The sequence below is a fragment of the Mesorhizobium sp. BR1-1-3 genome (genome assembly GCF_020165455.1).
Classification (GTDB): Bacteria; Pseudomonadota; Alphaproteobacteria; order Rhizobiales; family Rhizobiaceae; genus Mesorhizobium; species Mesorhizobium ciceri.
This window is the reverse complement of the sequence record NZ_JAIUIC010000007.1, coordinates 59,763-71,698: the sequence shown is the minus strand read 5'-3', so window position 1 is coordinate 71,698 and position 11,936 is coordinate 59,763. Positions and strand designations below refer to the sequence as shown.

The 11,936-nt window shown below is 62.8% G+C and carries 11 protein-coding genes and 1 pseudogene; 11 read left to right on the top strand and 1 reads right to left on the bottom strand.

Features of this window, described 5'->3' with window-relative positions; translation table 11 throughout:
• Positions 1 to 8 precede the first annotated feature (8 nt).
• Complete coding sequence (locus LB559_RS17350) at positions 9 to 1,259, bottom strand: glycoside hydrolase family 5 protein (RefSeq protein WP_224674587.1); 1,251 nt, start codon at positions 1,257 to 1,259, stop codon at positions 9 to 11.
• A 57-nt stretch (positions 1,260 to 1,316) separates the two neighbouring features.
• On the opposite strand from LB559_RS17350, the gene ybgC reads away from it, so the two are divergent.
• From ybgC to ftsH, 11 genes and pseudogenes are all read left to right on the top strand, one after another.
• Positions 1,317 to 1,787: a tol-pal system-associated acyl-CoA thioesterase gene (ybgC, locus tag LB559_RS17345; RefSeq protein WP_013529144.1), complete on the top strand. Its 471-nt coding sequence runs from the start codon at positions 1,317 to 1,319 to the stop codon at positions 1,785 to 1,787.
• A gap of 399 nt (positions 1,788 to 2,186) precedes the next feature.
• A complete protein-coding gene (tolQ, locus tag LB559_RS17340) occupies positions 2,187 to 2,897 on the top strand; it encodes a protein TolQ (RefSeq protein ID WP_013529145.1) in 711 nt (236 codons plus the stop codon).
• Between the two features lie 10 nt (positions 2,898 to 2,907).
• Positions 2,908 to 3,360, top strand: coding sequence for a protein TolR (gene tolR / locus LB559_RS17335; RefSeq protein WP_013529146.1), 453 nt, complete (start codon positions 2,908 to 2,910; stop codon positions 3,358 to 3,360).
• A gap of 7 nt (positions 3,361 to 3,367) precedes the next feature.
• On the top strand, positions 3,368 to 4,525 hold the full coding sequence (locus LB559_RS17330) for a TonB family protein (RefSeq protein ID WP_224674586.1): 1,158 nt from the start codon (positions 3,368 to 3,370) through the stop codon (positions 4,523 to 4,525).
• A gap of 40 nt (positions 4,526 to 4,565) precedes the next feature.
• Positions 4,566 to 5,876: a Tol-Pal system beta propeller repeat protein TolB gene (gene tolB, locus LB559_RS17325; RefSeq protein WP_013529148.1), complete on the top strand. Its 1,311-nt coding sequence runs from the start codon at positions 4,566 to 4,568 to the stop codon at positions 5,874 to 5,876.
• A gap of 23 nt (positions 5,877 to 5,899) precedes the next feature.
• Positions 5,900 to 6,037, top strand: a pseudogene (locus LB559_RS33180) (four helix bundle protein); the annotation flags it as partial.
• A gap of 89 nt (positions 6,038 to 6,126) precedes the next feature.
• On the top strand, positions 6,127 to 6,189 hold the full coding sequence (locus LB559_RS33175) for a hypothetical protein (RefSeq protein WP_411970080.1): 63 nt from the start codon (positions 6,127 to 6,129) through the stop codon (positions 6,187 to 6,189).
• Positions 6,190 to 6,520: 331 nt separating this feature from the next.
• On the top strand, positions 6,521 to 7,027 hold the full coding sequence (gene pal, locus LB559_RS17315) for a peptidoglycan-associated lipoprotein Pal (RefSeq protein WP_013529149.1): 507 nt from the start codon (positions 6,521 to 6,523) through the stop codon (positions 7,025 to 7,027).
• A gap of 220 nt (positions 7,028 to 7,247) precedes the next feature.
• Positions 7,248 to 8,357: a tol-pal system protein YbgF gene (gene ybgF, locus LB559_RS17310; protein WP_224674585.1), complete on the top strand. Its 1,110-nt coding sequence runs from the start codon at positions 7,248 to 7,250 to the stop codon at positions 8,355 to 8,357.
• A gap of 57 nt (positions 8,358 to 8,414) precedes the next feature.
• Positions 8,415 to 9,788: a tRNA lysidine(34) synthetase TilS gene (gene tilS, locus LB559_RS17305; protein ID WP_224674584.1), complete on the top strand. Its 1,374-nt coding sequence runs from the start codon at positions 8,415 to 8,417 to the stop codon at positions 9,786 to 9,788.
• Between the two features lie 125 nt (positions 9,789 to 9,913).
• Positions 9,914 to 11,842, top strand: a complete 1,929-nt coding sequence (gene ftsH / locus LB559_RS17300) for an ATP-dependent zinc metalloprotease FtsH (RefSeq protein WP_013529152.1) — start codon at positions 9,914 to 9,916, stop codon at positions 11,840 to 11,842.
• The last annotated feature ends 94 nt before the right edge of the window (positions 11,843 to 11,936 follow it).

Below are 11,936 nucleotides of genomic sequence, written 5' to 3'. Positions count from 1 at the left end.
AGATCGCCTCAGTGAAGCGATTTGATCGCGTCCATCACATCCGGCTCGGCCTTGTCGCCGTTGAAGGCGTCGACGATGCCGAAGGCGCCGCCATAGCTCCACACCGACCATGAGAAGCCATGTGCTTCGGCACGCGCGATCATGTCCCTGACATAGGCGGCCCGATACCCGGCGGGCATCACATAGGAATTGCCGTATTCCTGACGGATCATGCCGAACTCGCCCAGCGTGATGTTTCCAGGCTTGACGCCGTTGGCCCTCGCCCACGCCTCGACCTTTTCGAACGGCGCATCCACCAAGCCGAGCAGTCTGTCGGGGCTGTCCATGCTGGCGACCTGTTCGTCAAGATAGGCAAGCAGGCCGCTTTGCCGCGTCCATGGCGCCTCGGCCTTGATCCTGGCGCGGATGGTGTCGAGCGTCACGTCGAGCTGTGCCTTGGGCACCGCACTCAGCGGATAGGGCAGGCCGGTCACGTAAGGAATGAAGTCTCCGGCCCAGGTTGCGCCCTGATGGGTGAGCAGAAACGGATCGTAGGAATGGAAGGTCCAGATGACGTTGTCGTCCGGAATCGTCTTCGGGTCGATCTTTTCCAACGAACTCGCGGCGGAATAGCAGGCGCCGGTCAGCACCAGGGTCAGTTTCGTAGCCGAGGATCGCGCCGCCGCGAACAGTTTGCGCTGGCGGTCCGGCCACAGGCTCGTGCCGTCGCTGTCGCAGTCCACGATCGGTTCGTTCATGGGCTCGAAGGCGACCTGGGCGGGATCTTCGCTGGCCAGCGTGCGGGCCATCTTGCGGACCATCTCGACATAGGCGTCGAAGGTCCGTGGGTCGCCCATCACTTCAGCCATTCCGATCTTGCGGCTGCCGCCGGCCGGGATCAGGTGCATGTCGACGATCACCTTGAGTCCGGCGCGGTTGATCATGCGCACCGAGTCCAGCACGCTGGCATAGAGATCGTCACGCAAGGCCACGGTCTGGTCGGACAGAAAGGGCGATGGATCGACCGGCATGCGCAGGAAATCGAAGCCGGCATCCTTCAACGCCTTGAGGTCGTCCTCCCCAAGGAATTTCCGCCACTCCGGATAGGGCAGGATGGCCTTGGCGTCGCCCCACTGGTCCTCGCCGGGCCAGGTGACCCACTGGTCGAGATTGAGGCCGCGCTTCATCGAGAATGTCGCGGTCTGGCCAGGCAGCGCCAAAGCCACCAACACGAACAGCGCCGCCATCAAACTCTTGATCATCGCCGTCAACAGTGCCATCCGATGCTGTGTCACGCGGGAAACAGGTGCCTCGTCGGGGCTGAAAAAGGAAGCGCAATGGGCGATCATGGTGAATCGGCGACGCTGCTGGCCGGGCTTTCCGGTGCGCTGACGGCGTTCGGCCACCGGCTGATGGCGCGGGTCTATTATGCCGACACCGATTTCTCCGGCGTCGTCTATCATGCGCGCTATCTCGAGTTCTTCGAACGCGGCCGCTCCGACTATCTCAGGCTGACCGGCGTGCACCACACAGAGCTTGCCGACGGCAAGCATGGCGAAAGAATAGTCTGGGTGGTGCGCCGCATGGAGATTGACTTTCGCGGCCCGGCCCGCATCGACGACATCCTGACCGTCGACACCCGCACCGAGGAGATTTCCGGCGCGCGCATCTTCATGGCGCAGCAGCTCAAGCGCGGCGACGAGGTGCTGGTCGAGGCCAAGGTCGAGGCGGCGATCATCGGCGAGAATGGCCGCCCAAGGCGCTTTCCCAAGGAATGGGTGGCGGCATTCATGCCCCGGATGGGATGATATTCAGGTGATGCCGGCCTGCAAACGGTGATTCCCTGCGCTTCCGGTGCTCGGGTACTTCAAGTACCCTCCGCTCCGGTTCTCGGAAACCACCGCTTTCGGCTCGGCATCACCTGAATATCATCCCATCCTGACTTCGCGCTTGGATGATGGCGTTACAACTGTGCGGGCGTGGCAATGCGCCGCGCCTTATATACTAACCCATCCTTAACCATAACGGTTCATGAAGAGATTGGTGAAGATTGGCGTTATCGAACGCCTTCGTTTCACCAATATTTGCCCTGAAAAGGCCGACAACGGCACAGTTTGGGGTTGTTCCGGTAGCTTCGTGCGAACCGACCACAAGGGATGCCAGGGGCCAGCCGCCAGCTTCGCCCGGAAAATCTTAAGGACGTAACGATGGAAAATATCGCACTCGCCGATCCGGGCGCGCAATTGTCGGTTTGGTCGCTGTTCGTTTCGGCCAGCTGGGTGGTCAAGCTGGTCATGATCGGCCTGCTCTGCGCCTCGGTCTGGACCTGGGCGATCATCGTCGACAAGCTGGTTTCCTATGCCCGCATGCGGCTGGCGCTCAACCGGTTCGAGCAGGTGTTCTGGTCGGGGCAGTCGCTGGAGGAGCTTTACCGCACGCTCGCCGATCGCAAGACCACCGGCATGGGCGCCATTTTCGTGGCGGCCATGCGCGAGTGGAAGAAGAGTTTCGAGAAGGGCGCCAAGTCGCCGCTCGGCCTGCAAACCCGCATCGACAAGGCGATGGACCTGGCGCTGACCCGCGAGATGGAAAAGCTGGAAGGGCGCCTCGGCTTCCTTGCCACCACGGGCTCGGCGGCACCCTTCATCGGCCTGTTCGGCACCGTCATCGGCATCATGACGTCGTTCCAGGCGATCGCCGGCTCCAAGAATACCAGTCTCGCCGTGGTTGCGCCGGGCATCGCCGAAGCGCTGCTGGCGACGGCCATCGGCCTGCTCGCCGCCATTCCCGCCGTCATCGCCTACAACAAGCTGTCGTCCGACGCGAGCAAGATAGCCGTGCGCATGGAAGGATTCTCCGACGAGTTCTCCGCCATACTCTCGCGCCAAATCGATGAAAAAGTGGCCCCCAAGGCCTGAGGAGTAGCAGATGGGTATGTCCATGGGCATGGCAGGACGCGGCGGGCGCGGCCACAGGCGGCGCGGCCGTCACCATGCACTGATGTCCGAGATCAACGTCACGCCGATGGTCGACGTGATGCTGGTGCTGCTGATCATCTTCATGGTCGCGGCACCAATGCTGACGGTCGGCGTGCCGATCGACCTGCCGGATACGCAGGCTAAGGCGATGAATGCCGACACGCAGCCGATCACCGTCTCGATCAACGCCGCCGGCCAGATTTACCTGCAGGAAACCGAAATCCCGATCGAGGAACTGGTAGCCAAGCTGCAGGCAATTTCCAAGACCGGCTATGAGGAGCGCATCTTCATCCGCGGCGACAAGTCCACCGACTATGGTACGGCGATGAAGGTGATGGCCCGCATTTCGGCCGCCGGCTACAAGAACATCGGCCTGGTTTCACTGCAGGAACAGGACCAGTAGACGCGCGATGAAGACCGGCCTCACCACATCGGTGATCTTGCATACGGCGGCGCTGACCTTCGGCCTGTTCACGCTGACGGCGCCGGCGGCACTTCCGTCGTCCGACGTCGAGTCGGTTGCGGTCGATATCGTGCCGATGGAAGCCATTGCGCAGACGTTGCAGGGCGACAAAAAGGCCGTGATGCATGAAAAGCCGGCGCCTGTGCCGACGCAGCGCCCGGACATCGTTCCGGATGCGCAGAAGGTCGGCGAGAACAGCGTCGACACCGACAAGCCGATAACGCCGGAAGCCAAGCCGAAGCCCGTCGACATGACCTCGGCTCCGCCGCCCGCGCCGACCCCGATCGAAAAGCCGAAGCCCGAGGACGTGCCGAAGCCGCAGGAGAAGCCCGAGCCCACCCCGGCAACGGAAGTGGCGCCGGCGCCGACGCCCAAGGAAGAGGTCAAGCCCGAGCCGGTCAAGCAGGCCGACCCCAAGCCGACACCGGCCAAGCCGGCGCCGACCCCGCCGCCGCAGGACAAGACCGCTGCCATCGATCCGACGCCCGAGGTCAAGCCCGACGCCGTCGCTGAAGCCATAGCGCAGGAGCCGCCCGCCGAGGCGACGCAGCTGCCGGATTCCGCTCCCGCGCCGGAAGCGCGGCCGAAGCCGCAGCCGGCGCAGGCCGAAAGCGCCAAGGCGCCGGAGCGCAAGGACGCCGACAAGCCGGTCAAGGAAGCGTCGTCGAAGCCGAAATCCGATGACAAGCAATTCAACGCCGACGAGATCTCCGCGCTCCTCGACAAGCAGAAACCATCCGGCGGCGGCGCCAAGCGCTCGACCCAGCAGGCGTCGCTCGGCGGCGACAAGGACCAAGGTCAGAAGCTCTCCAGGTCCGAAATGGGTGCCCTGGAAAGCCAGCTCGGCGGCTGCTGGACCCTTCCTGTCGGCCTTGAAGGTTCCGAGAACTTCCTCGTCGTGGTGCGGTTCAACCTGGATGCATCCGGTAAGCTGGACGGGCGCCCGGCGGTCGAAAAGTCGAGCGGGAATCGCCAGTTCGACGAAAGTGCCGTTCGTGCGGTGCAAAAATGCGATGTCACCGGCCTGCAAGTTCCCGCCGGCAAGCAGGACATCTGGGCCGACGTCCGCGTCACCTTCGATCCAAGGGAGATGCTCGGCCTCTAAGGCCCTGTCATCCGAAAATCAGTACGAGAAGCGAGAAGACATGAAATCAATCCTCAAGCCGCTCCTGATGGTCGCAGCAATGGCGATGGGCATGACCGCGGCAGGCACGTTGCCGGCGCTGGCGCTCGTCGAGCTCAACGTCAACAAGGGCAACGTCGAGCCGCTGCCGATCGCCATCACGGATTTCCAGGGCGGCGACGCGCTTGGGGCGCAGATTTCGCAGATCGTCACCGCCGATTTGAAGCGTTCGGGTCTGTTCGCTCCGATCGACAAGAGCGCCTTTATCGAGAAAATCACCAACCCCGATGCAGCACCGCGCTTCGACGACTGGAAGGTGATCAACGCGCAGGCGCTGGTCACGGGCAGCGTCAGCAAGGAAGCCGACGGCCGCATCCGCGCCCAGTACCGGTTGTGGGATACCTTTGCAGGCCAGCAGATGGCTGGCGAGCAGTTCTTCGCCAACGATGCCAATCAGCGGCGTGTCGCCCATATCATCGCCGACGCCATCTATGAGCGGCTGACCGGCGAAAAAGGCTATTTCGACACCCGCGTCGTCTTCATCGACGAATCCGGCGCCAAGAATGCGCGCAAGAAGCGCCTCGCGATCATGGACCAGGACGGCGCCAACGTCCGCTATCTTTCGGACGGCAGGTCGATCGTGCTGACGCCGCGTTTCTCGCCGAACCGGCAGGAAATCACCTACATGTCCTATGAAAGCGGCCAGCCGCGGGTGTACCTGCTGCAGATCGAGACCGGCCAGCGCGAACTGGTCGGCAATTTCCCCGGCATGACCTTTGCGCCGCGCTTTTCGCCCGACGGCCAGAAGGTGATCATGAGCCTGCTGCGCGACGACGGCAATTCCAACATCTTCGCCATGGACCTGCGCAGCCGCTCGACGACGCGGCTGACCAACTCGACCGCCATCGACACCTCGCCGTCCTATTCGCCCGACGGCAGCAAGGTGGTGTTCACCTCCGACCGTGGCGGCCGCGCACAGATCTACGTGATGGGCGCCGACGGTTCGGGCCAGACCCGCATCTCCTTCGGCGACGGCGTCTATTCGACACCGGTCTGGTCGCCGCGCGGCGACCTGATTGCCTTCACCAAGCAGACCGGCGGCGAATTCCAGATCGGCGTCATGAAGACCGATGGATCGGGTGAGCGCATCCTCTCCTCCGGCTTCCAGCAGGAGGGACCGACCTGGGCGCCGAATGGCCGCGTGCTGATGTTCTTCCGCGATTCCGCCGGTGGCCCCAAACTGGTTTCGGTCGATCTGACCGGACGCAACGAGCAATCGATCCCGACGGCGAACTTCGCTTCGGACCCTGCCTGGTCGCCACTGCTGGAGTAAGAGGGGAATTGAAGAACTGAAGAATGGAGAAGGCGGGCGGCTACATCAAGCGTGCGAAGGATCTAGAGGTTTATAAGCGCGCTTATGTGGTCTCTCTTGACGTGCACAAAGCTACGCTCGCCTTCCCGAAAATGGAGCAATACGCACTGGCTGATCAGTTGCGTCGCTCCAGCAAGGGAATCTGCGCCAATTTGGCTGAGGGATTTGCCAAGCAGACTCACTCCAAACCCAATTCGCGCGGTTCATTTCGATGGCAATGGGGTCATGCAGCGAAGTGGAGACGTGGATTTCCTATGCGTTCGACCTTGGATAGATCAGCCAGGCACAACACGACGATTGGCTGCGATCCTATGCCCATATCTACGGCATGCTGATCAATCTGAGAGAAAAGCTGAAGTGAATTCTCTCTTCAGTTCCTCAATTCCCCAACTCTTCAATTCCTCTTTTCCATCTCTTTGTCGCGTTTTGGCCGTATTTCCGCCTAGGGTCCGCGCCAACTGTGGCTCATGGCCAATGGCTGCGGACGGGCAGCTTAAACCAAAATTTAACCGTGTTTCTTGAATGCCGGTTAACCCAAACGTGGTTACTGGGTGATCAACGAAATCACTCAAATTAGACCACTCGAATTACGAAGGAGAGGCGGCATGGGCCGTATTGCAGCACTTACCAGAAACCCGGTCATGATCGCGCTGGTGGCGATGCTCGCCATCGCCGGTTGCGCCTCGAAAAAGACGCCGAACAACGCGGCCGATCTTGGCCTTAACGGCGCCGGCGCCGCAACACCCGGATCGGCGCAGGACTTCACCGTCAACATTGGCGACCGCATCTTCTTCGATACGGACTCGACCTCGATCCGTGCCGACGCGCAGACGACGCTCTCGCGCCAGGCACAGTGGCTGAACCAGTACAAGCAGTATGCCATCGTCGTCGAAGGCCATGCCGACGAACGCGGAACGCGCGAATACAATCTGGCGCTCGGCGCCCGCCGCGCAGCCGCTACCCGTGACTTCCTTGTCGCCAAGGGCGTCTCGGCCAGCCGTCTCAAGACCATTTCCTACGGCAAGGAACGTCCGGTCGCGGTTTGCGACGACATCTCTTGCTGGTCGCAGAATCGCCGCGCGGTCACTACGCTTAGCGGCGCTGGCTCCTGAGGCATCATGGACCGGCGCGTCAAAGGACGCGTGGCCGTCTAGCGGTAAAAATGCAACATACTTGTGCGAAAGGCGGCCTTGGGGCCGCCTTTTTCATATCCGGATGCCCGAAACAAAATTTGGCCGAAGTCTCGGCTCCTGCTATGAGCCGAGGGCGCTTGGCTGGTCCCATTCTGATTGGAAGGCGCGAACAAGCTAACGAAATCACTGCGAGAGGCACATGCATTTGAGATCGGTTCTGAGCGGCACGCTTGCGCTGCTGCTCCTATCAGGCGTCACCGCCCTGGCTAGCGGCACCGGGGCGAGCGGCACAGGGCAATCAACCGACAGCGGCTTTACCTTCCATCTTCCCGGTATCGAATTGCCCGGCTTTTTTGGTCAAAAGAAGAAACCGGACCAGGTTCAGCTGGTGCAGTCCGATCCTACCGCTGTCACCAGCCTGGAAGAGCAGCTGCGGCAGATGAACGGCAAGATCGAGGAACTCAATTTCCAGGTCCTGCAAATGCAGGAGCAGATCCGCAAGCAGCAGGAAGATAATGAATTCCGCTTCCAGCAGCTGGAAGGTGGCGGCACGCAAGGCGGGCAGCCGCCGGCGCAGAAGAAATCGGACGCCACCACCGGCACCGACAACAACGTGGCGGCGGCCCCGGCAACACGGGCGCCGGCCGATGCCGGCGCCGAGCCCGCCAACGATCAATCGGCAGGCGGCAAGACGGTCGAGGACGTCATCGTCGAATCTCCGGATGGCGACCCCGGCAAGGTTATTCCCGGTACGGGAGCGCCGGAAAAGACCTTCGGCAGCATCACCGTCGACAAGAACGGCAATGTCATCGATGCTGGCGGCAACACACAATCGACCGCGCCGGCGCAGGATACCGCGCCAGTCGCCGGGGCGGCGCCCAAGACCGGCAAATCCGATACGGTGGTCGCGGCGTTGCCCGCCACCAACAATCCGGAAGAGCTCTACCGCAACTCATACCAGTTCATCCTCTCGGGCGACTACGGCACCGCCGAGCAGGGTTTTCGCGACCACATCGCCCGCTTCCCCAAGGATGCGAAAGCAGCGGATGCGCATTACTGGCTGGGCGAGTCATTGCTCGGCCAGCAGAAATACCGCGATGCGGCCGAGACGTTCCTTGCCGCCAGCAAGGACTACCCCAAGGCCAAGAAAGCTCCCGACATGTTGCTGAAGCTCGGCGTGTCGCTGGTCGGCCTCAAGCAGCATGACGTTGCCTGCGCCACTTTCAGCGAGGTCGGCAAGCGCTACCCCGATATTTCCAGCGCGCTCAAGGAACGCGTCAAGCAGGAGAAGGCTCTGGCTGCCTGCTGATCCTTGTCATACATGTCGTTGTCCTGAAACCGGGATCACTTTTGGGCGACATGCATCATGCTCGACACCGAGCCGGACCTTTCGACTAACCCTTTTTCGCATATCGATTTTACCAGCGGCGCTGTTGCGGCCGTGTCCGGCGGCAGCGACTCGACCGCCCTGCTCCTTCTTCTCAAACACCATTTCGACCGTAGGGCGCCGGCAACCAGGCTGCTGGCAGTGACGATCGACCACGGTTTGCGGTCCGGTTCGGCTGCGGAAGCGCAAACAGTGGCGAAGCTGTGCGCCAGGCTCGGAATTTCACACCGCATCCTGACATGGTCGGGTCCAAAGCCATCGACCGGTCTGCCCGCCGCCGCTCGCGAGGCGCGCTACCGGCTGCTAGCCGAGGCGGCACAAGCGGAAGGCATCGGCATGATCCTCACCGGCCATACCGCCGACGACCAGGCGGAAACGGTGCTGATGCGGCACGCGCGGGACGCGGGCCAAGGCCATGCCGGCATGGCCGGCCGGGGACTTGCCGGCATGGCACCGGCCACCCTCTATGACTGGCGCATCTGGATCGTGCGGCCGCTCCTCGGCGTGCGGCGCGCGGTATTGCGCGACGTCCTGCGCCGTCAAAATGTCGGCTGGGCTGACGATCCGACCAATGTCGACGCGGCTTTCGAGCGGCCGCGTGTGCGGGCCGCACTTGCCGGCGAGAGTGTCGAGCATGTGAAGGGCATGTTGATGCTCGCGGGCCAGGCCGCCCTCGAGCGCAGGCAGCTTGGCGCCAGCGCAACCGATTTGATCGATGGCTTCGCCAGCCAGCCAGCCATCGGCCTCATCCGCCTCGACCCGTGCCTGCTCTCCTCCGGTGACGAGCAGGCGGCCATCTATGCGTTGCGCATCCTTCTGGCCACGACCGGCGGGATTGCCTTCCTGCCGGATGAGGCCCGCAGCGAGGCTCTGTTCGGTCGGCTGAGGGCTGGATTTCTTTGCGCCACATTGTCGCGGACGGTTGTCGATTCCCGGCGCTCCGGCATATTCCTGCGCCGCGAGGCGCGCGGACTGCCCGCCGCCGCTGCCGCCACCGGCAGCACCCTGTGGGACGGCCGCCGGCACATCACATTGAACGACAGCAGCAGCGCATTGTTGATTGCCCCGTTAGGCGCGGCAGCGGCGAAGCGGCTGGCGACGGGTGAAGGAAAAACCCCGTCGAGCCTGATGCGCGCCGCGCTCGCGGCCGAACCGGCGGTGTGGCAGGCCGGTGAATGCCTTGGTTTGCCTGGATATGGACTGAAGTCCGCGACGGTGGAAGCGCGGCCGGTCGTTGCCCCCTTCGGCCGCTTCCTGCCATCCTTCGACCTAGCGCTGGCGCGGGCCGTCGCCGGGCTGATTGGCGCGGCCCCGGTCCCGCCCTTGCCTTTCAGCGGCCACAGTGCCGGCTGAGGGTTGCGCGAAAGCTTAACCCAGACGTGCTGTTCTGCTTGGCAAGGGGGGACGCTCTCCCTATGTTAGGCGCAAGTTTCCTCTCATGACGCGTGTCCGCCTCGCGGACGCCAACGGGACAATTGATGAATCCGAACTATCGCAACCTCGCGCTCTGGGCGATCATAGCGGTCCTGCTCATAGCCCTGTTCAATCTGTTCCAGACGCCGCAGACGCGAGGGGCTTCCAGCGATGTGCCTTATTCGCAGTTCCTGCAGGATGTCGCGGCGGGGCGGGTCAAGACGGTGACCATTGCTGGCGCTCGTATCAGCGGCACCTACACCGACAATTCCAGCGGTTTCCAGACCTATTCGCCCGGCGATCCTTCGCTGGTCTCGCGGCTGCAGGACAAGAACGTCACCATCAATGCGCGGCCTGAAACGGACGGTTCCAATTCGCTGTTCGGCTATTTGATCTCCTGGCTGCCGATGATCCTCATCCTCGGCGTCTGGATATTCTTCATGCGCCAGATGCAGTCCGGCTCCGGCCGCGCGATGGGCTTCGGCAAATCGAAGGCCAAGCTGCTCACCGAAGCGCATGGCCGCGTCACTTTCCAGGACGTTGCCGGCGTCGACGAAGCCAAGGAAGATCTGGAAGAGATCGTCGAGTTCCTGCGCGATCCGCAGAAGTTCCAGCGGCTCGGCGGCAAGATTCCGCGCGGCGTGCTGCTCGTCGGCCCTCCGGGAACCGGCAAGACGCTGCTCGCGCGCTCGGTTGCCGGCGAAGCCAATGTGCCGTTCTTCACCATTTCCGGTTCTGACTTCGTCGAGATGTTCGTCGGCGTCGGTGCAAGCCGCGTCCGCGACATGTTCGATCAGGCCAAGAAGAACGCGCCCTGCATCATCTTCATCGACGAAATCGACGCAGTCGGCCGTCATCGCGGCGCCGGCCTCGGCGGCGGCAATGACGAACGCGAGCAGACGCTGAACCAGCTGCTGGTCGAGATGGACGGTTTCGAATCCAACGAAAGCATCATCCTGATCGCTGCCACCAACCGGCCCGACGTGCTCGATCCGGCACTGCTCAGGCCAGGCCGCTTCGACCGCCAGGTCGTGGTGCCGAACCCTGACATCGTCGGCCGCGAGAAGATCCTCAAGGTGCATGTGCGCAACGTGCCGCTGGCGCCCAATGTCGACCTCAAGGTGATCGCGCGCGGTACGCCTGGCTTCTCCGGCGCCGACCTGATGAACCTCGTCAACGAATCCGCGCTGATGGCGGCACGACGCAACAAGCGCCTCGTCACCATGGCTGAATTCGAGGACGCCAAGGACAAGATCATGATGGGCGCCGAGCGCCGCTCGTCGGCCATGACGCAGGCCGAGAAGGAGCTGACCGCCTACCATGAGGCCGGCCACGCCATTCTCGCGCTTAACGTGCCGTCGGCCGATCCGCTGCACAAGGCCACCATCATCCCGCGCGGCCGCGCGCTCGGCATGGTCATGCAGTTGCCCGAAGGCGACCGCTATTCGATGAGCTACAAATACATGATCTCGCGGCTCGCCATCATGATGGGCGGCCGTGTCGCCGAGGAGTTCAAGTTCGGCAAGGAGAACATCACCTCCGGAGCTTCTTCGGATATCGAGCAGGCGACCAAGCTGGCGCGTGCCATGGTCACGCGCTGGGGCTTTTCCGACAAGCTCGGCCATGTCGCCTATGGCGACAACCAGGAAGAAGTGTTCCTTGGCCATTCGGTGGCACGCACGCAGAACGTCTCGGAAGAAACGGCGCAGATCATCGACGCCGAAGTGCGCCGCCTGATCGATGAGGCCTATTCGTCGGCGAAGTCCATCCTGACCAAGAAGAAGAAGGAATGGATCGCGCTGGCGCAGGGCCTGCTGGAATACGAGACGCTGTCCGGCGAGGAGATCAAGCAGTTGATCGCCGGCCACAAGCCCGCACGCGACCTCGGCGACGATACGCCGCCAAGTCGTGGCTCGGCCGTGCCGAAGTCCGGCGGCCGCCGCAAGAAGGGTCCTGAGCCCGAAGGCGGTATGGAACCACAGCCGTCGAGCTGAGTTCGGCCACCGATTTCATCGAACGCCGCGGCTTGCTCCGCGGCGTTTTTTGTTTTTGGCGTTGGGGAGGAGTTGTCCGCGACCTCGCATCTGC